This is a genomic window from Mesorhizobium maamorense, assembly GCF_044998965.1.
Classification (GTDB): Bacteria; Pseudomonadota; Alphaproteobacteria; order Rhizobiales; family Rhizobiaceae; genus Mesorhizobium.
Map to the genome: position 1 here is coordinate 483,426 of NZ_CP173356.1, position 23,511 is coordinate 506,936.

At 63.1% G+C, this 23,511-nt stretch carries 21 protein-coding genes and 6 pseudogenes; 20 read left to right on the forward strand and 7 right to left on the reverse strand.

Annotation, left to right across the window (positions count from 1 at the left end):
- Positions 1-61 precede the first annotated feature (61 nt).
- The 9 genes and pseudogenes from ACIU1A_RS02895 to ACIU1A_RS02935 all read left to right on the forward strand — a co-directional run.
- Positions 62-1,350, forward strand: a pseudogene (locus tag ACIU1A_RS02895) (cytochrome P450).
- 1 nt (position 1,351) lies between these two features.
- Complete coding sequence (locus ACIU1A_RS02900; protein ID WP_404926546.1) at positions 1,352-1,660, forward strand: ferredoxin; 309 nt, start codon at positions 1,352-1,354, stop codon at positions 1,658-1,660.
- Positions 1,647-2,492 carry an SDR family oxidoreductase gene (locus ACIU1A_RS02905; protein WP_404926547.1) on the forward strand — a complete coding sequence of 282 codons (846 nt, stop codon included), beginning with the start codon at positions 1,647-1,649 and terminating at the stop codon, positions 2,490-2,492. Before ACIU1A_RS02900 ends, ACIU1A_RS02905 begins: the two co-directional genes overlap by 14 nt.
- Complete coding sequence (locus ACIU1A_RS02910) at positions 2,492-3,835, forward strand: cytochrome P450 (RefSeq protein ID WP_404926548.1); 1,344 nt, start codon at positions 2,492-2,494, stop codon at positions 3,833-3,835. The genes ACIU1A_RS02905 and ACIU1A_RS02910 overlap by 1 nt, the downstream gene beginning before the upstream one ends.
- A 124-nt stretch (positions 3,836-3,959) precedes the next feature.
- Positions 3,960-4,958, forward strand: a complete 999-nt coding sequence (locus ACIU1A_RS02915) for a polyprenyl synthetase family protein (RefSeq protein ID WP_404927841.1) — start codon at positions 3,960-3,962, stop codon at positions 4,956-4,958.
- 296 nt (positions 4,959-5,254) lie between these two features.
- A pseudogene (locus ACIU1A_RS02920) lies at positions 5,255-6,804 on the forward strand (hypothetical protein).
- The gene (locus tag ACIU1A_RS02925) at positions 6,801-7,691 is read left to right on the forward strand and encodes a hypothetical protein (RefSeq protein ID WP_404926549.1); all 891 of its coding nucleotides are present in this window, start codon (positions 6,801-6,803) and stop codon (positions 7,689-7,691) included. The pseudogene ACIU1A_RS02920 and the gene ACIU1A_RS02925 overlap by 4 nt, the downstream one beginning before the upstream one ends.
- Positions 7,678-8,829, forward strand: coding sequence for a type 2 isopentenyl-diphosphate Delta-isomerase (gene fni / locus ACIU1A_RS02930; RefSeq protein ID WP_404926550.1), 1,152 nt, complete (start codon positions 7,678-7,680; stop codon positions 8,827-8,829). Before ACIU1A_RS02925 ends, fni begins: the two co-directional genes overlap by 14 nt.
- Positions 8,830-8,941: 112 nt before the next feature.
- A pseudogene (locus tag ACIU1A_RS02935) lies at positions 8,942-9,177 on the forward strand (transposase); the annotation flags it as partial.
- 432 nt (positions 9,178-9,609) lie between these two features.
- On the opposite strand, the gene ACIU1A_RS02940 reads toward ACIU1A_RS02935, so the two are convergent.
- On the reverse strand, positions 9,610-10,038 hold the full coding sequence (locus ACIU1A_RS02940) for a cupin domain-containing protein (RefSeq protein ID WP_404926551.1): 429 nt from the start codon (positions 10,036-10,038) through the stop codon (positions 9,610-9,612).
- A gap of 197 nt (positions 10,039-10,235) precedes the next feature.
- On the opposite strand from ACIU1A_RS02940, the gene ACIU1A_RS02945 reads away from it, so the two are divergent.
- Positions 10,236-11,345: a helix-turn-helix transcriptional regulator gene (locus ACIU1A_RS02945; protein WP_404926552.1), complete on the forward strand. Its 1,110-nt coding sequence runs from the start codon at positions 10,236-10,238 to the stop codon at positions 11,343-11,345.
- A gap of 85 nt (positions 11,346-11,430) precedes the next feature.
- On the opposite strand, the pseudogene tnpC reads toward ACIU1A_RS02945, so the two are convergent.
- From tnpC to tnpA, 3 genes and pseudogenes are all read right to left on the reverse strand, one after another.
- A pseudogene (tnpC, locus tag ACIU1A_RS02950) lies at positions 11,431-12,961 on the reverse strand (IS66 family transposase).
- Positions 12,962-13,009: 48 nt separating this feature from the next.
- Positions 13,010-13,366 carry an IS66 family insertion sequence element accessory protein TnpB gene (gene tnpB, locus ACIU1A_RS02955; RefSeq protein WP_404924842.1) on the reverse strand — a complete coding sequence of 119 codons (357 nt, stop codon included), beginning with the start codon at positions 13,364-13,366 and terminating at the stop codon, positions 13,010-13,012.
- Complete coding sequence (gene tnpA / locus ACIU1A_RS02960) at positions 13,363-13,809, reverse strand: IS66-like element accessory protein TnpA (RefSeq protein WP_404924843.1); 447 nt, start codon at positions 13,807-13,809, stop codon at positions 13,363-13,365. The genes tnpB and tnpA overlap by 4 nt, the downstream gene beginning before the upstream one ends.
- Positions 13,810-14,595: 786 nt before the next feature.
- Between tnpA and ACIU1A_RS02965 the strand changes: the two are divergent.
- A pseudogene (locus tag ACIU1A_RS02965) lies at positions 14,596-14,812 on the forward strand (aldehyde dehydrogenase family protein); the annotation flags it as partial.
- Between the two features lie 374 nt (positions 14,813-15,186).
- A complete protein-coding gene (locus ACIU1A_RS02970) occupies positions 15,187-15,543 on the forward strand; it encodes a TadE/TadG family type IV pilus assembly protein (RefSeq protein ID WP_404926553.1) in 357 nt (118 codons plus the stop codon).
- On the opposite strand, the gene ACIU1A_RS02975 is transcribed toward ACIU1A_RS02970, so the two are convergent.
- Positions 15,492-15,824, reverse strand: a complete 333-nt coding sequence (locus tag ACIU1A_RS02975) for a hypothetical protein (RefSeq protein ID WP_181172818.1) — start codon at positions 15,822-15,824, stop codon at positions 15,492-15,494. The genes ACIU1A_RS02970 and ACIU1A_RS02975 overlap by 52 nt on opposite strands.
- A gap of 79 nt (positions 15,825-15,903) precedes the next feature.
- Between ACIU1A_RS02975 and ACIU1A_RS02980 the strand changes: the two genes are divergently transcribed.
- From ACIU1A_RS02980 to ACIU1A_RS03015, 8 genes are all read left to right on the forward strand, one after another.
- Positions 15,904-16,668 (forward strand): Crp/Fnr family transcriptional regulator, encoded by a 765-nt coding sequence (locus ACIU1A_RS02980; protein WP_210243754.1) that lies wholly within the window; start codon positions 15,904-15,906, stop codon positions 16,666-16,668.
- Entirely contained in the window at positions 16,668-17,039 is a 372-nt protein-coding gene (locus tag ACIU1A_RS02985; RefSeq protein ID WP_404926554.1) for a cupin domain-containing protein, read from the forward strand. The genes ACIU1A_RS02980 and ACIU1A_RS02985 overlap by 1 nt, the downstream gene beginning before the upstream one ends.
- A gap of 2,305 nt (positions 17,040-19,344) precedes the next feature.
- Positions 19,345-19,572, forward strand: a complete 228-nt coding sequence (locus tag ACIU1A_RS02990) for a hypothetical protein (RefSeq protein ID WP_404926555.1) — start codon at positions 19,345-19,347, stop codon at positions 19,570-19,572.
- 63 nt (positions 19,573-19,635) lie between these two features.
- Positions 19,636-19,827 (forward strand): hypothetical protein, encoded by a 192-nt coding sequence (locus ACIU1A_RS02995; protein ID WP_404926556.1) that lies wholly within the window; start codon positions 19,636-19,638, stop codon positions 19,825-19,827.
- Positions 19,828-20,294: 467 nt separating this feature from the next.
- A complete protein-coding gene (locus ACIU1A_RS03000; RefSeq protein ID WP_404926557.1) occupies positions 20,295-21,038 on the forward strand; it encodes a DUF4142 domain-containing protein in 744 nt (247 codons plus the stop codon).
- A 22-nt stretch (positions 21,039-21,060) separates the two neighbouring features.
- The gene (locus tag ACIU1A_RS03005) at positions 21,061-21,657 is read left to right on the forward strand and encodes a hypothetical protein (RefSeq protein WP_404927842.1); all 597 of its coding nucleotides are present in this window, start codon (positions 21,061-21,063) and stop codon (positions 21,655-21,657) included.
- A 536-nt stretch (positions 21,658-22,193) separates the two neighbouring features.
- Complete coding sequence (locus ACIU1A_RS03010) at positions 22,194-22,334, forward strand: hypothetical protein (protein WP_404926558.1); 141 nt, start codon at positions 22,194-22,196, stop codon at positions 22,332-22,334.
- On the forward strand, positions 22,334-22,576 hold the full coding sequence (locus ACIU1A_RS03015; RefSeq protein ID WP_404926559.1) for a DUF982 domain-containing protein: 243 nt from the start codon (positions 22,334-22,336) through the stop codon (positions 22,574-22,576). Before ACIU1A_RS03010 ends, ACIU1A_RS03015 begins: the two co-directional genes overlap by 1 nt.
- A 23-nt stretch (positions 22,577-22,599) precedes the next feature.
- On the opposite strand, the gene ACIU1A_RS03020 is transcribed toward ACIU1A_RS03015, so the two are convergent.
- Both ACIU1A_RS03020 and ACIU1A_RS03025 read right to left on the reverse strand, forming a co-directional pair.
- On the reverse strand, positions 22,600-22,788 hold the full coding sequence (locus ACIU1A_RS03020) for a hypothetical protein (protein ID WP_404926560.1): 189 nt from the start codon (positions 22,786-22,788) through the stop codon (positions 22,600-22,602).
- A 17-nt stretch (positions 22,789-22,805) separates the two neighbouring features.
- Positions 22,806-23,509 (reverse strand): annotated as a pseudogene (locus tag ACIU1A_RS03025) (SOS response-associated peptidase).
- Positions 23,510-23,511 lie beyond the last annotated feature (2 nt).

Below are 23,511 nucleotides of genomic sequence, written 5' to 3' on the forward strand. Positions count from 1 at the left end.
TGCAATTTGCCGGCGTGCCTAGAACGCGCCGATCAGATCAGCTAGCCAACAGGTAATCAAGATGGACGTGCAAGAAACAACGGCAGCATGCCGGGATGCCTTCGCCGAACTGGCGTCGCCAGCGTGTATCCACGACCCCTATCCGTTCATGCGGTGGTTGCGCGAGCACGATCCGGTGCATCGCGCGGCGTCGGGCCTCTTTCTGTTGAGCCGCCACGTCGATATTTACTGGGTGCTCAAGGCCACGGGCGATGCGTTCCGGGGACCGGCGCCGGGCGAACTGGCGCGCTATTTCCCGCGTGCGGCGACCAGCCTGTCGCTCAGTCTGCTGGCGTCCACGCTAGCGATGAAGGAACCACCGACGCATACGCGTCTGCGCCGGCTGATCTCGCGCGATTTCACTATGCGCGAGATCGACAACCTGCGACCGAGCATCGCGCGCATCGTCGCAGAGCGCCTGGACTGCATGGCGCCCGCGCTTGAGCGGGGGAGGCGGTGGACCTGCACCGGGAATTCGCGCTGGCCTTGCCCATGCTGGTCTTCGCCGAACTGTTCGGCATGCCCCAGGACGACATGTTCGGGCTCGCCACTGGCATCGGCGCTATTCTGGAAGGCCTGAGCCCGCACGCCAGCGATCCCCAGCTCGCCGCGGCGGACGCGGCCAGCGCCAGGGTGCAGGCCTACTTCGGCGACCTCATACGGCGCAAACGCACCGATCCCCGCCACGACATCGTGTCGACGCTAGTCGGCGCGCACGACGACGATGCCGACACGCTGTCGGATGCGGAGTTGATCAGCATGCTGTGGGGCATGCTGCTGGGCGGCTTCGCCACCACTGCTGCGAGCATCGACCATGGCGTCTTGGCGATGCTGGCGTTTCCCGAACAGCGGCACTGGCTTCAGGGGGACGCCGTGGGAGTGAAGGCATTCGTCGAAGAGGTCCTGCGCTGCGACGCGCCCGCCATGTTCAGCTCCATTCCGCGTATCGCCCAACGCGACATCGAACTGGGCGGCGTGGCAATCCCGAAGAACGCGGACGTGCGCGTGCTGATCGCGGCCGGCAATCGCGACCCGGACGCCTTCGCCGATCCCGACCGCTTCGATCCCGCGCGGTTCTACGGCACCAGTCCTGGCATGTCGAGCGACGGGAAGATCATGCTGAGCTTTGGCCACGGCATCCACTTCTGCCTCGGTGCGCAATTGGCCCGGGTGCAGTTGGCCGAGAGCCTGCCGCGGATCCAGGCGCGCTTTCCCACGCTGGCATTGGCCGAGCAGCCGACTAGGGAGCCCTCCGCGTTCCTTAGGACGTTCCGCGCGCTGCCGGTGCGGCTGCATGCGCAGGGGGGCTGAGATGCGCGTCTTGGTCGACCAGGATCTGTGCGGAACCACTGGGCAGTGCGCGCTGACGCTGCCGGGCACCTTTCGCCAGCGCGAACCGGACGGAGTGGCCGAATTATGCGTGGCGACGGTCCCGCAGGCGCTGCACGCCGCCGTGCGGCTCGCGGCCAGCCAGTGCCCGGTCGCCGCCATTCGGGTCATCGAAAGCGACGCTGGCGATGACGAGCGCGCCGGCGCCGACCCTGCGCCTTCTCCGGCGGAGGCTGAGCAGCACGCCGCGAAAGACCAAGGCAACCCAGGAGGACACGGTGGGACGGTTTGAAGGCAAGGTGGCCGTGGTGACCGGCGCCGGCGCCGGCATCGGCAAGGCATGCGCCCTCGCCATCGCCCGAGAGGGCGGCAGAGTGGTGGTGGCCGACATTAATGCCCCGGCGGCCATCGCCTGCGCCGCGCAGATAGCGGCCGAAGCGGGCCACGGGCTGGCCCTGGCCACGGACATCGCCGATGCGCAGGCGGTGGCAGCGCTGTTCGAGACGGCCGAGCGGCACTTCGGTGGGGTCGACCTGCTGGTGAACAACGCCAGCGCCATGCATCTGACCCCACGCGACTGCGCGATCCTCGACCTGGACCTGGTCGTCTGGGATGAGACTATGGCGACGAATCTGCGCGGCACGCTGCTCTGCTGCCGACAGGCCATCCCACGGATGATCGCCCGCGGCGGTGGCGCGATCGTCAACATGTCGTCGTGCCAGGGGCTCAGCGGTGACACCGCGCAGACGTCCTACGCCGCGTCGAAGGCGGCGATGAACATGTTGTCGGCCTCGCTCGCCACCCAGTACGGTCATGCGCAGATTCGCTGCAATGCTGTTGCGCCGGGTCTCATCATGTCCGAGCGTCTCCTCGCCAAGCTGGACGAGTGCATGCAACGGCATCTGCGCCGGCACCAGCTCCTGCCGCGCGTCGGCCGCCCCGATGACGTGGCCGCGCTGGTGGCGTTCCTGCTCTCTGGCGATGCTGCGTTCATTACCGGCCAGGTCGTGTGCGTCGACGGCGGCCTGCTGGCGCATGTGCCGACGTTCGCCGACGGTGGCAACAGCCCCGCAGCGCTGCCTGCCGGCGGCATCACCGAAGCGGCCGCGGCGCCGCGCTGCTGATGGACATGCTGCTCAACCCGCTGGACCGTCGGCACCGGTTGCGGCACGACATCCCGGTCATGCCCGGCGCTTTCCCCCTGATCGGGCATCTTCCCGCGATCGTCTGCGACCTGCCGCGCCTGCTGCGGCGCGGGGAACGGACGCTGGGCAGCCACTTCTGGCTGGATTTCGGCCCTGCCGGACACCTGATGACCTGCGTGGATCTGGATGCGTTCGCACTGCTCCGGCACAAGGACGTGTCCTCAGCGCTGATCGAAGAGATCGCGCCCGAATTGCTTGGCGGAACGTTGGTAGCCCAGGACGGCGGCCCGCACCGCCAGGCGCGCGATGCGATAAAGGCGGCGTTCCTGCCCAAGGGGCTGACCCAGGCCGGCATCGGCAACCTGTTCGCGCCCGTCATCCGAGCGCGGGTGCAGGCGTGGCGCGACCGCGGCGACGTGACCATCCTGCGCGAAACCGGCGACCTGATGCTCAAGCTGATCTTCAGCCTCATGGGAATCCCCGCGCAGGATCTGCCGGGATGGCATCGAAAGTACCGGCAACTGCTGCAGTTGATCGTCGCGCCCCCGATCGACCTTCCCGGACTGCCCTTGCGGCGCGGCCGCGCCGCCCGCGACTGGATCGATGCGCAGTTGCGCCAGTTCGTCCGCGACGCGCGCGCGCATGCCGCGCGCACCGGGTTGATCAACGATATGGTGAGCGCCTTCGATCGCAGTGACGATGTGCTCTCCGATGACGTACTGGTTGCCAACATCCGCTTGCTGCTGCTTGCCGGTCACGACACCACCGCCTCGACGATGGCCTGGATGGTGATCGAGTTGGCTCGGCAGCCTCTGCTGTGGGACGCCCTGGTCGAGGAGGCGCTACGCGTGGGCGCGGTGCCGACCCGGCACGCGGACCTGGCGCAGTGTCCGGTCGCCGAGGCGCTGTTCCGCGAGACGCTGCGCATGCATCCGGCGACCACGCTCCTGCCGCGTCGCGCGCTGCAGGAATTGCAACTCGGCCAACGACGCATTCCGGCGGGCACCCATCTGTGCATCCCGCTGCTGCATTTCTCGACCTCGGCGCTGCTGCACGAGTCGCCTGATCAGTTCCAGCTGGCGCGGTGGCTTCAACGCACAGAGCCGATCCGGCCGGTGGACATGCTGCAGTTCGGTACCGGACCACACGTCTGCATCGGCTACCACTTGGTATGCCTGGAAATGGTGCAGTTCTGCATCGCCTTGGCGCTGACCATGCACGGGGCCGGGGTGAGGCCGCGGTTGCTGAGCGGTGTCGAAAAAGGCCGACGCTATTACCCGACCGCACATCCGTCCATGGCAGTCCGCATCGGATTCTCATGAGCTGGCATCGCATGCCCCGTCTGGCGGGCAGCGGAAAGGCGCGCTGCACTCAGTGCGACACCGGCAATACCGCGGCGGTTAGGAGCTCGCAGTGGCCGTGTCAGGTACAAGGACTATGAACAACATGCAGACCGGTTCCACGCTACACAACGACCGAACTGGCGTTTCCGCGCCCGGGGAATTGGGCGCTCAGGCGCGCGGCGCATCCGGCAGGCTGCTGCCGGAGATCTGGATGCAGGACGGCGCAAAGCGGGTCGAACAGGCGCTGGCGCGTCTCCTCTGCGGCGAAAATGACGGTGAGACCGAGTTGATGGCGGCCATGCGCTATGCCACCTTGCACGGCGGGAAGCGCACCCGCGCCTTGCTTTGTCTGGCTGCCGGCGCACTGGCCGACACGCCGGCGCACATGCTCGACGACGTCGGCGCAGCCATCGAGATGATGCACGCCTGTAGCCTGGTCCACGACGACCTGCCCTCGATGGATGACGACGTGCTTCGCCGCGGCCTTCCGACCGTGCACGTTAAGTTCGGCGAAGCCACTGCGATCCTGGTTGGCGATGCGCTGCAGGCGCACTCCTTTCTGGCCCTGGCGAGGTTGGATGCGCCGGGCGACAATCGTATCGCGCTTGTGCGTGAACTGGCGCAGGCGGTGTCCGCCGAAGGTGCCGCAGGCGGTCAGGCCATGGATCTGTCGCTGGTCGGAAAGGACGTCGAGCTGGACAGGATCGTGGCGATGCACCGGATGAAGAGCGGAGCACTAGTGCGCGCGTCCGTACGCATGGGCGCCCTATGCGCCATCGAGGAGGATGCCGCGCACGCTCCGCTGTACCGTGCGCTGGATCGCTACAGCGCCTGTTTTGGCCTGGCGTTGCAGGTGGTCGACGACGTTCTCGACGCGACAGCGGATGCCGCGACGCTGGGCAAGACCCCCGGCAAGGACGCGGCAGCGCAGAAGCCGACCTGCGCGTCGATCATGGGGCTGCAGGCAGCGCGCCAGTTCGCGCTGGATCTCTTGCGCGATGCCGGGGAGGCCATCGCCCCGCTGGGGCCGCGTGCGGAACGGTTGGTGCAGATGCTGCAGCGGGCCAAAGCGTATCTCTTCAAGCACACGCCGTGCGCATGAGCTCCCCGTCCGCATGGAGCCGCCCCTGTGCCGCAGCGATCGGCCGGCGTCAGCGGTGCATGCTGCGCTGTGTCCGAGTCCGCGGGGATGGTCAGCGGTTGCCCAGCACGGCCGCGGCGCACGGCGCTGTGCGCAAGCCTATTCGGCGGACCGGCGCCAGCATTGGCGCGCGTCCCGCGCCGGAGCAGGGCGGCCGTCCGGGGCTGCACATGCGCCGGGCCGCGACGGGCTGGCGAGGTGCGCGGCGTCTGCCCGACCTGAATTCTCGTCAACCGCCTGCAGAAGGAACATACCGCGTGAACGCGCTGTCCGAACAGATCCTTTCCGAACTGCGCCATCTGCTAAACGAGATGAGCGACGGCGGCAGCGTCGGTCCGTCCGTCTACGACACGGCGCGAGCTCTGCAGTTCCACGGCAACGTCACCGGTCGGCAGGATGCATACGCGTGGCTCATCACGCAGCAACAGGCCGATGGCGGATGGGGAAGCGCGGACTTCCCGCTGTTCCGCCATGCGCCCACCTGGGCGGCGTTGCTGGCATTGCAGCGTGCCGATCCTCTTCCCGCGGTTGCCGACGCAGTCCAGACTGCAACTCGGTTCCTCGAGCGCCAGCCTGATCCTTACGCGCATGCGGTGCCGGAAGACGCGCCGATCGGCGCGGAGCTGATTTTGCCGCAGTTGTGCAACGAGGCTTCATCCCTGTTGGGCGGCGTGGCGTTTCCGCGCCACCCGACGCTGTTGCCATTGCGGCAAGCGTGCCTGGTCAAGTTGGGGGCGGTGGCGAAGTTGCCGAGCGGCCATCCGTTGCTGCACTCCTGGGAAGCCTGGGGAACGTCGCCGACCACCGCATATCCGGATGATGACGGCAGCATCGGCATCAGTCCGGCGGCGACCGCCGCGTGGCGTGCGCACGCCGCGACACAGGGGAGCACGACGCAGGTCGGGCGCGCCGACGCGTATCTGCAGGCTGCATCGCGGGCGACGCGCAGCGGCATCGAAGGTGTCGTCCCCAACGTCTGGCCGATCAATGTATTCGAGCCATGCTGGTCGCTATACTCCCTGCACCTGGCAGGGCTGTTCGCGCATCCCGCGCTCGCCGAGGCGGTGGGCGTGATCGTCCTGCAGCTCGACGCCCGCCTGGGCGCGCGCGGTCTGGGCCCGGCCTTGCACTTCGCGGCCGATGCGGACGACACCGCCGTTGCGTTGTGCATCCTGCGCCTTGCAGGCCGCGCCCCGGCAGTCGATGCGTTGCGCCGTTTCGAAGTTGGCGAGCTGTTCGTCACCTTCCCAGGCGAGCGCAATGCATCGGTGTCGACCAACATCCACGCCCTGCATGCGTTGCGCATGTTAGGAAAGCCCGCCGCCGGCACCAGCGCCTACGTCGAGGCCAATCGCAATCCCCACGGTCTATGGGACAACGAAAAGTGGCACGTTTCCTGGCTGTATCCTACCGCGCATGCGGTCGCTGCGCTGGCGCAAGGCAAGCCCCAGTGGCGCGACGAACGCGCGCTGGCGGCGCTGCTGCAGGCGCAGCGCAACGACGGCGGCTGGGGCGCCGGTCGCGCGTCCACATTCGAGGAAACCGCCTATGCGGTGTTCGCGTTGCACGTGATGGACGGAAGCGGAGAGCCGACAGGAAGCCGGTGCATCGCGCAGGCGGTGGGGCGTGCACTGAAGTGGATGCTCGCCCGCTATACGGCGCATGCGTTGCCGCAGACGCAGCTGTGGATCGGCAAGGAACTGTATTGCCCCACCCGGGTCGTGCGCGTAGCCGAACTCGCCGGGTTATGGCTGGCGCTTCATTGGGGGGGCGCGTTCTAGCCGAGGGGCGAGGAGTGGCACCATGATCCAGCCCGAACGCGCGCTGTCGCAGGTGCTTGAATGGGGGCGTTCCCTGACCGGGTTCGCCGACGAGCATGCCGTCGAAGCGGTCAGGGGCGGCCGGTACATCCTGCAGCAAATTCGCCCGAGCCTGTACGACACCGGCGCCCGCACCGGCCGCGATCCGCAGGACGAAACTCTGATCGTGGCATTCTATCGCGAACTGGCGCTGCTGTTTTGGCTCGACGATTGCAACGACCTTCGCCTGATCGCGCCGGAGCAGCTCGCTGCGGTCGAGCAGGCGCTGGGGCAGGGCGTGCCGTGTGCACTCCCCGGATTCGAGGGCTGCGCTGTGCTCCGCGCTTCGCTGGCCGCGCTCGCCTATGATTATCGCGACTATACTCAGCTTCTCGACGATACCCGGTGCTACTGCGCGGCGCTGCGCGCCGACGCGCAGACGGCAGGGGCGGAACGCTGGTCCTACGCCGAGTACCTGCACAACGGCATCGATTCGATCGCCTACAGCAACGTGTTGTGCTGCCTGTCGTTGTTGTGGGGGCTGGACATGGCGACGTTGCGCTCTCGTCCGGCGTTTCGCCAGGTCCTGCGGCTCATCTCCGCGATAGGGCGCCTGCAGAACGATCTGCATGGACGCGACAAGGACAGGTCGGCCGGCGAGGCCGACAACGCCGCGATCCTGCTGCTGCAGCGCTATCCGGCTATGCCTGTGTTGGAGTTCCTCAACGACGAGCTGGCGGGCCATACGCGCATGCTGCACCGGGTGATGGCGGAAGCACGCTTACCCGTGCCATGGGAACCGTTGATCGAGGCCATGGCGGCTATCCGCGCGCAGTACTATCAGACCTCGGCTAACCGCTACCGCAGCGACGCAGGCCAGCATGGGCCGTTCTGAACGCGCGGGAGGCGGCGGCGTGCGCGCGCTGCCGTCGGTCCGATCCAACGACGCAACGCCATCGCCCGATGCGACTGATGAAGCGAGCATACACGACACCGCCCTGAGCCAGCGCAAGGACGACCATCTTGACATCCTGCTGGATCCCCGAACGGCGCCGGCCACGGTCGCCGCCGGCTGGGAGGACATCCGTTTCGCACACTGCGCATTGCCCGAGTTGGACCTGACGCAGATCGACCTGCGCGCCTCGCTGCTGGGCAAGACCATGCGCGCGCCGCTGCTGATCAGCTCCATGACCGGCGGCATGCCGCGCGCCGAGACGATTAACCGGCATCTGAGCGAGGCAGCGCAAGTCTTGGGGATCGCCATGTGCGTCGGTTCGCAGCGCGTGAGCCTGCAATCCCGCAACTCCCAGGGGCTGACGCGCAAGTTGCGCCGCGTGGCCCCAGACATTCCCTTGCTGGCCAATATCGGCGCCGCGCAACTGCGCGAGGCCGACGGGCTGGACCTGGCGCGCCGGGCGGTGGATGCGCTGGAGGCGGATGGACTCATAGTCCATCTCAATCCGCTGCAGGAGGCGGTACAGCCGGAGGGCGACCGCGACTGGCGCGGCGTCCTGGCGCAGATTGCTCGCGCCGCGCGCAGCGTGGGCGTGCCCATCGTGGCAAAGGAAGTGGGGTCCGGCCTTTCCGAGTCGGTAGCTTCTGCGCTCGTCGAGGCGGGTGTGGCGGTGATCGATGTCGCCGGCGTCGGCGGCACCAGCTGGGCCGCGGTGGAGGGCGAGCGCGCCCGCGATGCCGCCGATCGTGCAGTGGCGATGGCGTTCGCCAATTGGGGGATTCCGACCCCGGCCAGCGTGCAGGCGGTACGTCAGGCGCTACCAGCGGTGAAGCTGATCGCGTCGGGCGGAATCCGCGACGGCGTGGACGTGGCCAAGGCCATCCGCCTGGGCGCGGACATCGCCGGGCAGGCGGCCGGCGTGCTACGCGCGGCGACGGTGTCCACCGAGGCGGTTGTCGCGCATTTCGAGATCGTCATCCGCCAGTTGGCCGTCGCTTGCTTCTGCACCGGCTCGGCTGACTTGGCGGCGTTGCGTCAGGCGCGCTTGTTGCCCTCGGCGCATCAGCCCGCCTGTTGATGCCGGCATCGCCCGCAGGTTGCGGCGGGCGCCTAGCAGGCTGTTGAAGCAGTGCTGGCGCGGTTGTTTGGAGCGTGATTCACTGGTCCCCGGATGATTTGGGGATTTGTGGATGCGCGGCTCAGACGACGGACAGGTTCGCTGCTTTCGTATGTCGACCTTGAGGCACGCGTTCGACGAGACCAACCGCTGCGGGTGGTACGGGAGATCGTGAACGCGGCTCTTGTGGGGATGGACGGCGATTTTGCGGTGCTTTATCCGCCTGGGCTCGGCCGCCCGTCGATCGCGCCGGAGCGGTTGCTGCGTGCGATGCTGTTGCAGGCCTTCTACGGCATTCGCTCAGAGCGTCATTGATGGAGCGGATGGGGGGCGACGAAGCAGACTTCGTCGCTCGCAAGTGGACTTCTTCAACAGCCTGCTAGGCTAAAAGGTGCCTTTTGTCGTGAGAGGTCTCCGCCTACCGCCCCGCTTTTAATTGGTACTTGTTAGGGTCATCTGTAGGGCGGGCGATGTGTCTATCCTTAGGTATCGAAAACTGTCTTACAGTTCAACCGTGTGCGGTTACAGATGCGCTTCTACCGAACCGGCGACAGCGAGGCTTGGGCTCCAAGTTGCTGGCCGGGATGAATAGCACTTTGAACTGCCCGACGTCGGCAAGCTCGACGCCCGCGCTCGCGGAAACTCTCGGCGACGCGCTACGGGCAGCCGGATTACCAAGCTAGCTCTCATAAGTCGTCAAGTGCGTCACTTACAGTCCAGCGACGGCTAAGGGTGGCCCGGTTATCTCCATATCGAACTGGGTCGCGATCGCTTTGATTTCCGAGAGGTCGCGCGGAATCTCCAATCCCTGTGCGGCAACCGCCGAGAAAAAGCCTTCGAGCCCCCCGGTGACAGAATGGCGATCCATCGTGCTCGCTCAACGACAACGAATGCGTGCTCAACGCCAGCAGGAATGTAGAATACTTCTCCGGCGATGCGATCGGAAGCTTTCCCGGCACACCAGAAGCGTAGCCGCCCTTCGAGAATGACGAAGACTTCGTCGGACTTGAAATGGCGGTGGCGTGGCGGTCCATCGCCCGGACCAGCATCGGAAGCAAATGCTCCTAGCTTTCCGCCAGTCTCGTGCGCCGTCAGGAGCGTTTCGTAATGCGTACCATTCCAATCGGTTTGACTACCAAGTGCTGCCCGCGTTCGCATTTTTCGCCCCATGAGGTTGGTGTGAAGTTGAGCGTGATGGCGTCACGACAGCTACACGTTGATCTCGGCCAACGCCTCATATGAACATATGAGTGCGAGCGCCGAACCGGCGCGGAAGTGGTTGTCAGTGAACTCGGCTTCCGGCAGACTAGAGATGGTTTCGGTGAGAGAGCGGCAGAATCCGATCCAGGACAGATGTAGGTGCACGCATGCACGACTTCGATCGACTGGTCGGGCAGATCTACGATGCGGCGGTCGAGCCCGGCCGCTGGCCGGAGGTCCTTGAGATTTTGTCGGATTTCCTTGAGGGCGCCGCCACCAAGCTGACGTTCCAGAATGCCAGGACATTGCGTAGCGAAGCGAGTTCGGTACGCATGCCGCCGGAGGCGGACCTCACCTATGCGCAGTACTACCACAAGACCAATGTGTTCCTGCCGCGCATCGCCAAGCTCCACGCGGGCACCTTGATTCCGGTGTGGGACCTCCTGCCGCGCGAGATCTACCAGCGCTCCGAGTTCTATAACGACTTCTGCCGGCCCGGCGACATGTGCCACCCGATCGGGGTCGTGCTGGTCAACGAACCGGACGTGCGCATCGTGTTCACCTGCGGACGCGCCAGAATGGCCGGCGAGTTCGAGCCCGAGCACCTCGAGCGGCTGCGCCGCATCGGACCCCACTTGGTCCGCGCGGCTGGCGTAAGGCTGCGGCTCTCGCGTTCCGAGATCGCCAGGGATGCCACCGCCGAGACGCTCAACCGAGTCGCTCAGGGCGTGCTGATCGTGGCTGCGAACGGCGAGATCCTGTTCGCCAATCGGGCGGCCGAGGCGCTGCTCGCCGAAGCCGATGGGATTAGGGCTGAGAAATTGGTGCTGTGCGCAGCCATGCCGGCGGATGCCAAGCAATTTCGCCGGTTGATCGCCACGGCCGCGGAGCGAGTGGGCGGCTCAGGCGGCGCGATGGCGCTTGCGCGGACTGAGCCGCACCGGCCGCTGAGCGTGCTGGTAACGCCGCTGATTATCGAGACGACCTGGTTTGTGACAGGCCGCCCCGCCGCGATCGTGTTCGTGGCCGATCCAGACAGCGCGCCTCCGACGGCGCAGGAACACTTGCGCAGTCTCTATCGGCTGACCCCGTCCGAGGCGGCCGTGGCCATGGCAATTACACACGGCGCGGGGCTACAGGCGGTCGCAGATGAGCTCGAAATCAGCCTAACCACGGCGCGCACCCACCTGCAGCACGTATTCGAAAAGACGGGGACGCGGCGACAGGCGGAATTGGTTCGCCTTATCGGGGCTAGTGGCCTTTACGAGCGACAATAGCCGGAGCGCAGTCCGGCTTAGTAATGCCCCAGCAGGTCGTGAGGACCTTCAACAGCTCGACGCCACTACATCGTAACCGCTGTTCTCAGGCCACTGCCTTGAGCGGCATAGGTCTGTAGGCCCAAGGCAGCAGATCGTCGATCTGGCTTTGTGGATGGCCGGCGACGATCCGGGCGATCACGTCAGCGAGGTAGGTGTGAGGCTCGACGCCGTTGAGCTTGCATGTCTCGATCAGCGAAGCGATCGTTGCCCAATGCTCGGCGCCGCCGTCGGAGCCGGCGAAGAGCGCATTCTTGCGGTTCAGCGCAATGGGACGGATGGCGCGCTCGACGACGTTGGAGTCGATCTCGATCGTACCGTTGTCGAGGAATCGTGTCAGACCTTGCCAGCGCGAGAGCGCGTAGCGGATGGCTTCCGCCAGCTTGGTCTTCTGGCTGATAAGGGTGAGTTGCTGTCCAAGCCACGGCTCAAGGGCATTGATGACGGGACGGCTTTTCTCCTGCCGGACGGCGCGGCGTTCGTCGGCGGAACGACCGCGGATATCGCTCTCAACGTGGTAGAGTTGGGCGATGCGGGCGAGCGCCTCCGTCGCGATCGGCGCGGGGCCGGACTGCGCGAGCTCATAGAAGCGGCGACGCACGTGCGACCAGCAAAAGGCCAAGCTCACGGCGTTGCGTTCGGCCAGCGCCTTGTAACCCGCGTATCCGTCGACCTGCAAGGGTTCCGACAAAGCCCTGAAGATGCCGGATCGGCTGTTCGGCCTTGCGGTCCGGAGCGTAGAGATAGGCGACGCCGGGTAGGTCCATTCCGCCCCAAGGTCGGTCGTCTCGGGCATAGGCGAACAACTGCCCCGTTTTGGTCCGCCCCCGGCCCGGATCAAGCACAGGCGCAGTGGTCTCGTCCGCGAAGAGCTTGTCTGAAGCCTTCAGCCGCTCGAACAGCCGCTCATGCACAGGGCGAAGCAGGAAAGCTGCCTTGCCCACCCAGTCGGCGAGTGTCGAACGGTCGAGATTGACGCCCTGGCGGGCGTAGATCTGGGCCTGACGATATAGGGGAAGGTGGTCGGCATACTTCGACACCAGAACATGAGCCACCGTGGCCTCTGTAGGAATGCCGCCTTCGACGAGACGTGCCGGCGCTGGCGCCTGCACGACCACCTCTTCGCAGGCCCGACAGGCATACTTCGGTCGACGGGTGACAATCACACGGAACTGGGCGGGCACGATGTCGAGACGCTCGGAGACGTCCTCGCCCATAACATGCAGCTGACCTTGGCAGCACGGGCAGATCTTGTCGGCAATGTCGATTACCTGCTCGACGCGCGACAGATGGGTGGGCAACGAGCCGCGGTTGGCGCGACGCTTACGAGCCCTGGCATCACGCTTTGAGGGGTCCGCGGCTTCCGCGCTGGCGAAGCCCTCCGCCTCTACCTGCTCGGCTTCCTCCAGCCCCAAAAGCAGCTGGTCCTCAGGCAGGCTCTCCGCCCTTCGGCCGAAGCGATAGCGCTGCAACTCCTTGATGATTTGGCGGAGCCTCTCATTCTCCGCGCGCGCGGCCAGAAGCATCGCCTGAAGCGCTTGAGGATCGTCGGGTAGGGCAGCGGCCGCGTCAGTCACGAAGCGGATTCAAGCATGGATTCCAGTGATTTGGCAATAATGCGATGGTTAGCTCGCCGTCGTTGGAACACGCATCTGGCGCGTCTCGTGCACCCGCCGCCAGTCGAGGCCTTCCAGGAGTGCCTGCAACTGTGCCGCCGTCAGTCGCACGACACCATCGGTAATGCCCGGCCAGCAGAACTTGCCATCCTCCAGCCGCTTGGCGAACAAGCATACGCCCGTGCCGTCGAAGTAGACGAGCTTGATGCGGTCGGCCCGCTTGGCCCGGAACACGTAGACCGCGCCCGAGAACGGATCCGCGCCCATAGCCTCGCGCACGAGCGCTGCCAGACCTTCCGCTCCCTTGCGGAAGTCGACCGGCTTCGTCGCCACCATGACCTTGACCGCTCCCGTTGGCCCGATCACGACGTTGCCCTCAGCGCACGGATCACCGCTGCAACCGTCTTCGAATCCGCCCCACGACCCACCCGCATTGCGATGCCGTCGATCTCGAGCTCGATCTCACCAGCGTCTCGAGCCGGCTCCCGCTTCTTTGGCTGTGGCCGATGCTTCGCCGCAGGCGTCGGAGGCGCTGCCGTCACCACCGCCGGCACGAACATGGATTCCGATATCGCTTCCTCCCCCATCGGCCGGCGAGCAGCCCGACGCCAGGTGAACAATTGCTGCGGGGAAAGTCCATACCGGCGTGCCACAGCACAAACCGTCTCGCCCGCCTCGTAGCTCTCCGCCACTATCCGGGCCTTCTCCTCCGGCGGCCACTCACGCCGCCGACCCGAACCAGTGAAGATCTCCAGCCGACGGACCGGCTCACCGTCCCTGGACTTAAGCGTAAACTCTGAAACCGTCATATGTCGAAGCCCTCAAAGGCCTCGAACATCGTCCCTTACATCCACGCGCGAAAGGTGCCGCCGGAACAGCGCTTACACTACATCCGATATTATATCTCAAAGACTCACTTTGTAACCACTGCTGCTAGTCTAGAAAGCGATCCGGCGGACAGATCACGGCTTCCCTGCCTCGCCCCGGCGCAACCCGCGCGGGCCACTGCGTTACGGCACCCCGCAGGCTTGCCGCAGGTGATCGGTGCGTTCCATGTTATGCAAAGGCGCGATACAGGCCGCCGGAGCCGCAGGACTCCCATCGCCGGCACAGAAGAGTTGCTCGTCGGCATAAGCCGAACTCACTCAAGTGGGTTTGGCAGACGTCAACTTTAGCTTTGCTACGTGCCCAAACCCGTCAGTCGTCTTCGCGAAGAGTTTAGGGCGCCGGCAGGCGTACGAAAGTCCCCGAGGAAGGAATCCGGGGGCCACAGGCGACGGCTATGGAGATTTCGATCTGCGGCTGATGTCGGCGATGGCTGGGACGTCGCCAGGGAGGGCGGAGATGGATGCCGACGGGCCGCTTCGTTGCGCCTCCAGGCGATGTTGTCGACCTGGCACGCTGCTGGGCACGGCTCTGTCGGCGTTGAAGATCACCTTGGACACGCGTGGGTTCGCCGCCGGAGGCTGAGTGCCTGCGGCTGAATGCTGGATGATACAAGCCGGTCATGGGGCGTTCTCCGGGTTCGGTGTCGATATGTCCGGGGCCCGCGCGGCTGCCTCCATCGGTCGAAGGTCTAGATGACGATCATGCGTCTCGCGTCGCAGATTCGCTCCGGTCAGGCTCATCTCAACTAGCCGGCCTGGGATCCGCGCGCCCCATTTTGCGGTTTCAAGCAGTCCGGAAACGGGCGCGAATATCGGGTCCAAGGCAAGTTGGAAAGTCTTGAGTGTCAAATCCATCCTTGGATGTTTCCAGGCAACATCTTTGCCGAGCGCCGAGGGCGCGCCGGTGGCGTCATCTTGCCGGTAGGCGGCCTTCAGTGGGGCTTCCGCTCTCGGGTGCGCCGCCGATCCGAAAAGAGGCGAGCCGATCGGCGGGACCAGCCGGATCATTAACAGACCGCGAAACAGGCTTGCGGGGCTTTTCCCATGCTACCGAGATGCCGTTGGAAAGCTCATGGGGCTTGGCGTATTGGGTGCGACGGTATGGCGGCGTCGCTGGTCACCACTTACTGTTCAGGCATCTGGCGAGCTGCTTGAGTAGGTGAGCCTCACCATGACACAGGGTTCGGTCTAAGGCTTGTTTAACCAAGCCAAGGCTTTGCCGACAGATAGGCCTCTGTCTCAATCCTCCATCAACCACGTTCGTGCAAAGGGGAAGAGGTTGGCTGACAGGGGGTTGTTGTGCCTAAGGATTTTTGGCGTTGTAAGAGCGGAAATTTCGCGCTTCTGATGGGCTTGGCGTTGCCCGCTATTCTGGCGACCGTGGGTTTTGCGACGGACGTCTCCACCATAATGCGGGCGAAGGTCAGCCTTCAAAGCTCCCTGGACGCTGTTTTTTCGCGGCAAGTCGGCCGGCCAGGATCGTCTCACCCCCTGAAAAGCGGCCGCGCCGGTCGATATCTAATCGCTTGGATAGCTCGACATCTCCGCCCCGCGCGGCCCAGCAGCATTGGCCACAACGGAACCTCGATTTTCGCGAACATCGGTCATGCCGGCTGGCGCCTGTTGAGCAGATCTCTCGAACGCGCGAGCGCCTGATGAGAGATCGCGATCAGTTCCGTGCTGATAGTCATGATCCCCACGGAGCGATGCAGACGTTCGTTCGTTCCTGCGATGCTGGTAAGCACGTTATTCTCGACCGCAATGAGGGTGGCGGTGAGCCGATAAGCAGCGCACCCTTGCCGACGCGATTCATCGTTATTTTTCGAGACGTTTGAGGCTGAATGACGCCTCTTGTCGCCAGGATTAAAGATCGGCCGCTCGCTGGTCATGACGCCGGTATGCGCGATGATGGCGGCTATCGAACTTAACTGGATCAAGCTTGCAGCAAGATCGCCCTGGCGGAACCAAAGCTATCGAATCGGCTTTTTCCTGCACCCCATGATCAGGAGGGTCCCCATGGATAGTCCGTTGCTCAAGAAGCTGGTGCAGTTCTCCGATTTTTCCGAAGACGACAAGTGTCTCATCAACGAACTCACGTCAGAGCGACAGAAACGCTATGGTGCCCGCCAAGACATTATCCGGGAGGGTGAGCACTCCAAAGACATCCACGTAGTGCTTTCCGGGCTTGCATGTCGATACAAACTCCTCGAGGACGGCTCGCGTCAGATCATGGCATTCCTTGTGCCGGGAGATCCCTGCGATTCCGAGATATTCATCCTGGACGCGATGGACCACAACATCGGGACTTTGGCGCCGAGCGTGGTTGCGTCGATCTCAGGCACCCGCATGAAGGAACTGCTTCTCAACCGCCCTAGCATCGCGCTCGCCTTCTGGTGGAACACGCTTCAGGACGAAGGAGTGTTGCGCGAACGCATTATCGATGAGGGAAGGCGCGACGCCTATTCGCGCATTGGATTTCTGATATATGAAATTTTCGTGCGCATGCGGGCTTTCGGCGACATCGTTGACCAGAAGTTTGAATTCCCGATTACCCAAGTGGACCTGGCGGACGCGACAGGCCTCACACCTGTTCACGTCAATCGAATGCTGAAGCAGCTTCGCGAGCAAAATCTCATCGCGATCGATGGCACGACGTGGACTGTGCTTGACCCTAAGGGCCTGCGCAAAGCCGCGCAATACGAGGCTAGCTACCTGCATCTGGACCGAGCCAAACGGGAGCCGGCAAGCGAGGCGGGGCGACGGGTCAATGGTCTAATCTGATGAGGATTACCGGCGGTGAGCAGCCGATAGAGATGCCATCTAGGCCATCAAAACCGATCAATCTGACCGCAGCGGCGGAACCGATGCCTTGGGCTGAAGCCTGCAAAACCATCGGCGTGACCGGACCAAGCGAGCTGGTTGCGCTGGATGTTCGTGGCTTAACTCATGCAGACAATGGCCGGCTTAACGATGGTTCTCGGGAGACCGTATATGTCGTGGTCGCTGGTTTCGGCGTGTTGCGGTGCGATGATGCGGCTATGGAGTGCACCGCTGGCGACGTCATTTTCGTCCCGAGAGGCTGTCCGCACCGCTTCGAACGACTGGACGGAGAGATCAAGATCTGGACTATTTCGCCAGTGGGCGGCCCGTAGCCGGCAAACTGTTCCCTCACAGCTTCAGCCCCCCGGAACTGCGCATTGTCGAGAGCTGGCGCAAAGCAGACAATCGTCTCTCAATTCGTGACAGGAACCTGCCCGAGGCTAAATATTGTTTGGTGCTTCGAAAGCGGACACATTGGATATGTGAGCGTCGGGGACCGGCGTACCCGCGTCTTGAGGGTGGCTGCAGCATGCCGGGATATAGCCTACCGACTTCTCTTCAGGCGTCAGCCCGCCAAGATCACCCATGACGACTCCGCGTTGGCGTCGCTCGTTACTCCTATTGGCAGACATCTGGCGTGTGTTGAGGGGGTAGGAGAACTTAAATCTGCTGATGCCGTTTTCGGACCTGTGGGATCCAGCCATTCCGAAGAGGAACATATGGGCCAAATAATCGCCCGATATACCGAGACCCGCGCCCCGCAAGGAAAAAGACAGGGATAACCGAGAGGCTGTCGTCAAAGCTCCCGACAAGACGAAACAATTGGGATCATGGTGCGGGTCTATGTGACGGCGACGAATCGGCGTTGAGTCGGAGCAGGCATGGAATCGAAATAGGCAACGCCAGGGCAAATGAACGCGTCGGCCAAGACATGAAGCGGAGATCGACGATCTGCGGCGCAAGGGGCTCGTCATTGGCATAGTAGCCTAGCGGTTATGCTTTCATCCGCTAGGAAAGCGCGCGGAGGGCAGCGGCATCCTTGACTTCCGGCGAACGTCGGCAAGTTCGTCAAGCAACCGCTATATGATCCCTGCCGAAGCATGGAACGATTTCGAGCTGGCGATGTTGGGCCCTCGCACTGTTTTCATTCAGTGCTGTGTTCCCGCTGATTGCCCGCCGCCGAAAGGTGGCGGGCTTTTTTAGGATCGTGGAACATACCTCCACCTTCGCAGTTTATAGCGTTCCGATTGCTGCGTGTGGGGAAATCATGAAGCGAGACTTTGCAGACCTGTGCGCTTGGGCGAGCGCACGGGGCATTACAATCTACCAGCGTTCAAAGACAGTATGGATCGCGGCTGGCGGCTATAGAGGTCGCGATTTGGAAATCAAGGGGCGGTCGCCAGCTATTGCCCTCGCACTATGGATTGAGGCTACCCGGTACCGAGGCTCGATGTAGGACTGTTCTTAGCAAACAATTTGCTCGCATCCGTGCCGAGCCAAGGTGGCCAGCGCACTTTTTTGCGGGGGGCGGTGGGGTAAACCTGCCAGCCGCGCGGTGCGGCCTAGACCCTACAGCTGCCCACTACAGGGCAGGAGGGGACCTAACCCACCATCCGAAGCGGCATGTCATGACGGGAAATGATGCGTTCGAGCTCGCCTTCGTCGTCGATGCCCGCCTGAAACAGCGCCATCAGCTCACATGCTGCGTCGTTGGCCATGGCGGAATCCAGGCTGCACCGTCTCTCTGAACAGTACCGGATAAGAACCCGCTGCAGCAGTTCGAGATCGGTTGGATAAATGGCGATGTCAGCTGGATGATGCATGCGCATGCTGTGGTCCTCCGCAAGCCGATGCCTTTGTTCAGCAGCTTAAGGGGAGCCGCTGAGCACCCCCAATCGCATCCTGCTCCTGCACCGTCATTTAACTATGATATGTCCGCCCTGGATCTGCCGTCGCCAGCCACGTCGCTCGGCGCGTATGCGACGAAACGGAACTACTTATCCGATCCCTGGCTCACAAAATTCTATCGAACATTGCGGTTCTGTGCGCTTCAAAGCAGCGCGCGCCGTCACCAGGCAAGTAGTGAGTTGTACAAGAAACTTTTCGTCTGCGACCGGATCGGAGCGACAGCGACGCGTGCGTTCGACGATTCAGTCCTGTAGCGACACTGCATTCCCGTAGCCTGCAACAATGTGTGTGGCGGACCGGAGTCGCACATCCTTTTATTGGTGATAGCGCGCTGCCTCTCGGAGGCTCTCGTAAAGAACTTCCTCCTCCACTTGTCCATTCGCGAACAGTGCTATTGCGTACACGGCTCCGCTCCTGGGAGCGGTCACTACCCTCCAGAATACGATTCTTCAGCGCAAACCCAATCACAGAGCTGCTTTAGAGCGTCAGGTCGCCTGGGTAGGCAATACTGTGTTCGGTCTTGGTGTTGGCCATGAGTCCTGCCGGTGGGCGGAAGCGCGATGATCGCTCACAGCCGGCGATGCCCAAATGCAGTGTCGCCGATGCTGCACCATACGGCTGTCCGACGTCGGAGTCGATTTGATCTAAATTATATTAGATTTAGCTAATGGTTTCATTTCTCCCCTGCTTGTCCCCATAGTGCCCGAGGGGGAGCTTGGGAGGTACCCAGTGGATCGCCTGTCGAAGTCCACCGAAGCGATCATTCAGAAAGCCATCGAGGAATCCCTTGAAGGCGACATTGTCTCCCTAAAAAAGACCGTCGCGCTGATCCGAGCAAAGCGTCCTGACCTTAAGGAGGAGCTAGACGAGATGGAGACGGATAACGAGCTATGTGAACAGGTAGTTCAGTTGGCCTCAGCGATTGGAAAGGTCGTCCTCTTCGACCTTCACGAGTAAGGAACCACATGAGCGTCCCGAAAGTTCGGCAGTTTCGTGCAAGCCGACCAAAGGACCTCTTGCATGGCACCGCAAAGATACGACCTCAAGATGGACCTGGACAAAACCTGGACCGTGTTTGACGTGTTCACCGGGTTGCCGGTCGACGCCTGGGGCGTACCGGCTGTCGGTCTCGACAAGGATTACGCCGACGATCTGGTAGCCCTCCTGAACAGCCTCGACCTGAAGCGTAGGGTCGCCCAAGGAGACTTCTGATGGCAACCCAATGGTTCAACCCTTCGCTCGCTGTCAGTGCTGAGCAGTTATGGATGGCGTCGGTATCACGATCATGGCGGGTGTGCGCGAGGCGCTGAAGGTGCTCGCCAATCACAGCCTGGTTATCTTTGCGCCTAACCACGGCGACTGCGTCGCCCAGATTGGCACTTGCCGGCGAGCTCACCTGTGTCCGGGCCACCCGCACGAATCCAGGTACCCAGGCGATGCACGACGAGATCGTTGAATAGTACCGCGCCGGCGGCACCCTCGGCTATCTACGGCTCCTCTATGAAGCTTTTTCGAGATCGCTGGCGACCGCCCTGAGCCACGCTCGACCAATTGTCCCGGACGACGGTGACCAAGGTCGGTGCCCCAACTGCACAACGGCGCGTAGAAGGCAGCGTCCGGAACAAAGCCTCCGCCTGAACATTAGGGAGCATCGTCCTCTCTAATCAAGGAACCCATTCATGAAGAACAGTCTCCGCTGGGCGTCGTTATCGGTCGCCACAGCAATGGTGTTTGCGCTGCCTGCGCTGGCCGCAGAAACGGCCCAAGATTTCGTAACCAAGGCAGCGATCGGCGGCATGTTCGAGGTGCAGTCGAGCAAGGTCGCCCAGGACAAGCTCCAGGATCAGAGCCTCAAGGATTTCGCTCAAAAAATGATCTCCGATCATGGGGTCGCCAATGCCAAACTCGAGAGTATTGCCGGTGAGCAAAAGTTGCAGGTCCCATCGGACCTGGATTCCCCGCACAAGGCCGATGTCGACAAGCTTCAGTCGGCTGCGGCGCCCGTCGATGCACCCTATGCGAAGATGCAGAAGGCGGCCCATGCCGACGCTGTGAGCCTGTTCAAAGGATATGCAAAGGACGGCGACAACGCCGCTCTGAAATCGTTCGCAGCCGACACGTTGCCGACGCTCAAGATGCATCAGGAAATGATCGAAAAGGTCGCAGCTACGGCGTCAGCTTCCGACAGCACCACCCCAGCCGTCACCAACACGGATGCCACTGATCCAGCGCCGCCGGTGCCGGGCGCCAACAGCTTCACCGAGGACCAGGCCAAGAGCGCCATTGAGAAGGCGGGTTACGCCGACGTCTCCGCACTGACGAAGGACGACAAGGGCATCTGGCGTGGTACCGCGAGCAAGGACGGCAAATCGACGCCTATCGCGCTTGACTACCAAGGCAACGTTGTTGCCGGCGCCAACTGATCAGAAACCAGGGACCATTCAAATGAAAACGATAACAGGACTCTTCGACAATTATGATGACGCCAGCGATGCCGTGGGGGAACTTGAGGCCACGGGTGTGCCCCGCTCGGACATCAGCATCGTGGCCAACAACGCGACAGGCTGGCACGAGGCTGAAGCTTCCGAAGCTGGGGAAGATGCCGCGACAGGAGCAGGCGTGGGCGCCGTAGTTGGCGGTGCCGGCGGACTGCTCACGGGGTTGGGCTTGATGGCTATTCCCGGCGTCGGGCCCGTGGTTGCCGCCGGATGGTTGGCTGCCACCGCTTTCGGTGCCGTGGGTGGTGCCGTCGTCGGGGGTGCTGCGGGCGGTATCATCGGCGCAATGACAGAAGCCGGCGTGCCGGAAAACGATGCTCACGTCTACGCGGAAGGCATTCGCCGCGGTGGAACGCTGGTCACTGCCAAGGTCGAGGACAATCTCGTTCCGAATGCGGAACAGATCCTCAAGCAATATAATTCGGTCGATATCGCCGGTCGGCGCAATGAATACGAAGCCGGCGGCTGGACCGGGTTCGACCCGACGGCTGATGTCTATACGGGGGCTGATCTGGAGCGCGCCAGAGGAAGACGCGACAGCTGAGCCTCGCCCGGGGGCGGCGAACAGCCGCCCTCGAATCGAGATGCTCTCGCCTGGCCCGGCAACCAAAATGTCGAGCGAGCTAGGGGGCCTACTCGACACTTAGAGGTAGCGCTCGCCTTGGCCGCGGTGCTCGAAACAGAACCAGTGCGGTTCTTGGCGCGGCCTGGCGAAGCGAAACCGGCATGCCTGGTGCACGTCGGATTCCGCCCGCTCAGAAACTTCTACTAGGCATTCCGATCCCGCAGGGGAACCATTTGTCGGACAAAAACGTTTCGGGGATGTCGGGGACAGCTTATTGACCAAGCGCGACAAAGCCGGTCACAAGACCGTCGCCGACCATCTTCGTGATTTGATACGCAACAAAGACAATCATCGACAGGTACAGAAGGTCTTCGGGTTGGAGGCTGAACCTGCGCTGCCACCACGCTAACCTCACTGCTGGACGCCATTGAAGAGGCTCATAAGGGAACCCTAAATTAACCCTCATGGCGCAGCAGAGATTTGACCTCAGGAAGGAACCAGACGGGAGCTGGACGGTGTTCGATGTGTTCACCGGGCAGCCGGCTGATGTGTATGGTGCACCAGCCGAAGGTCTCGACATGGAGTTATCCGACGATCTGGTCGATCTCCTGAATGCTGCCGACCTGAAACGTAGGGCGGCCCGAGGTGACCTTTAATGGCGCTCCATTGGTTCAGCCCTCCGGTCTACGTTAGGTCAGACAAGGTCGGCACCACGACAGGCATAAGTCACGTCGAGGGTGCCGCTCAGGAACTCATGAAGTGGCGCAAGAGGGGACCCAAATGGAAGACGGCGGTGCAGTTCTGCGTCGACTGCTTCGCGGACCGAGCGTCACCCCAGGATGTCCGGAAGGCATTCGAGGAGGCTGCTAAAGAAGAGGGAATGTTACGGGGTCACTGACGCCGGACCACTCGGCACAAAGCTCATCCGTAGCGCTTGCCGAGAGGAGGGGCCTGGAGGGCGTCGAGCTGATCCTGAAGGCGGCCGTTCAGCACGATCATTTCCTTCAGGGCCTTCATTGTGTCGCCCTTGTGGAGGGCGACGAACTTGTCGGCTACGGCTTGCAACGCTGCTTCCTGGCGACTGTCGAGAGTGATGATGCGGTCTGCCAAAGCGGTCCCTCCACTGCCTAGAACAACGAGCCCTGCTGGGGTGCCTGTTGCGGGAACTTGATCTGGGTCGCCGGCTTGTCGACGATCACAAGGGCATCGTCGGGCGCGGGACGCTGCAACTTCTTCGCCTCCGACCAGGGCGCGGTAAGCCAGGTCTCGGTCTCTTCCTGGCTGGTCAGGATCACCGGCATAGCCTTCTCGTGGATCGGCTTGATCAGCACGTTGGGCACGGTCGTCATGAAGCCGTAGAGCTCAAAGTCGCCCGGGCCATCCTTGACCTTGCGCACGCCATGCCAGGGCGTCCACAGGCCCGCGAAGAAGAACAAGGGACGCTCCTCGTTCAGCGCGAACCAGTAGTTCCGCTGGATGCCGGTTTCGGGGTCTTTGTCACCGGGAGTAGGGACGGCTCGGCGAAGCTGGTCACGGGGACCACGCAGCGATGCTCGATCCCGACATATTGCTGCCAATGGCCGTATTGTGGGTTGCGAATGTTCGTGGTGCCGTAGTCGGCAGCGCCTTTCACGCGCTCGGCCGGCGTCGGCATTCCCCAAAGGAGATTGGCGACCTCGCGCTGCCCATCTTGAGCGTTACGAACCACTGGGCCCGGCCTGTTTGGATAGATGTCAATCGAAGGCTCGAGGTTGCCGAGAATGTCTCGGAGGGCACCCGTCCACTGGCGTATGGCCGCTTGGCTGGTGGTGAGATTGTAGAGATTGCACATGT

What these genes read in the sequence shown, in the direction of transcription:
- ACIU1A_RS02915 (WP_404927841.1), top strand. Translation starts at nt 3,960, where the DNA reads ATGCAGACCGGTTCCACGCTACACAACGACCGAACTGGCGTTTCCGCG.
- ACIU1A_RS02900 (WP_404926546.1), top strand. Translation starts at nt 1,352, where the DNA reads ATGCGCGTCTTGGTCGACCAGGATCTGTGCGGAACCACTGGGCAGTGC.
- fni (WP_404926550.1), top strand. Translation starts at nt 7,678, where the DNA reads ATGGGCCGTTCTGAACGCGCGGGAGGCGGCGGCGTGCGCGCGCTGCCG.
- ACIU1A_RS02995 (WP_404926556.1), top strand. Translation starts at nt 19,636, where the DNA reads ATGGCACCGCAAAGATACGACCTCAAGATGGACCTGGACAAAACCTGG.
- ACIU1A_RS03005 (WP_404927842.1), top strand. Translation starts at nt 21,061, where the DNA reads ATGAAAACGATAACAGGACTCTTCGACAATTATGATGACGCCAGCGAT.
- ACIU1A_RS02945 (WP_404926552.1), top strand. Translation starts at nt 10,236, where the DNA reads ATGCACGACTTCGATCGACTGGTCGGGCAGATCTACGATGCGGCGGTC.
- ACIU1A_RS02925 (WP_404926549.1), top strand. Translation starts at nt 6,801, where the DNA reads ATGATCCAGCCCGAACGCGCGCTGTCGCAGGTGCTTGAATGGGGGCGT.
- ACIU1A_RS02910 (WP_404926548.1), top strand. Translation starts at nt 2,492, where the DNA reads ATGGACATGCTGCTCAACCCGCTGGACCGTCGGCACCGGTTGCGGCAC.
- ACIU1A_RS03015 (WP_404926559.1), top strand. Translation starts at nt 22,334, where the DNA reads ATGGCGCTCCATTGGTTCAGCCCTCCGGTCTACGTTAGGTCAGACAAG.
- ACIU1A_RS02940 (WP_404926551.1), bottom strand. Translation starts at nt 10,038, where the DNA reads ATGGGGCGAAAAATGCGAACGCGGGCAGCACTTGGTAGTCAAACCGAT.
- tnpA (WP_404924843.1), bottom strand. Translation starts at nt 13,809, where the DNA reads ATGACGGTTTCAGAGTTTACGCTTAAGTCCAGGGACGGTGAGCCGGTC.
- ACIU1A_RS02985 (WP_404926554.1), top strand. Translation starts at nt 16,668, where the DNA reads ATGAGGATTACCGGCGGTGAGCAGCCGATAGAGATGCCATCTAGGCCA.
- ACIU1A_RS02980 (WP_210243754.1), top strand. Translation starts at nt 15,904, where the DNA reads ATGGATAGTCCGTTGCTCAAGAAGCTGGTGCAGTTCTCCGATTTTTCC.
- ACIU1A_RS03000 (WP_404926557.1), top strand. Translation starts at nt 20,295, where the DNA reads ATGAAGAACAGTCTCCGCTGGGCGTCGTTATCGGTCGCCACAGCAATG.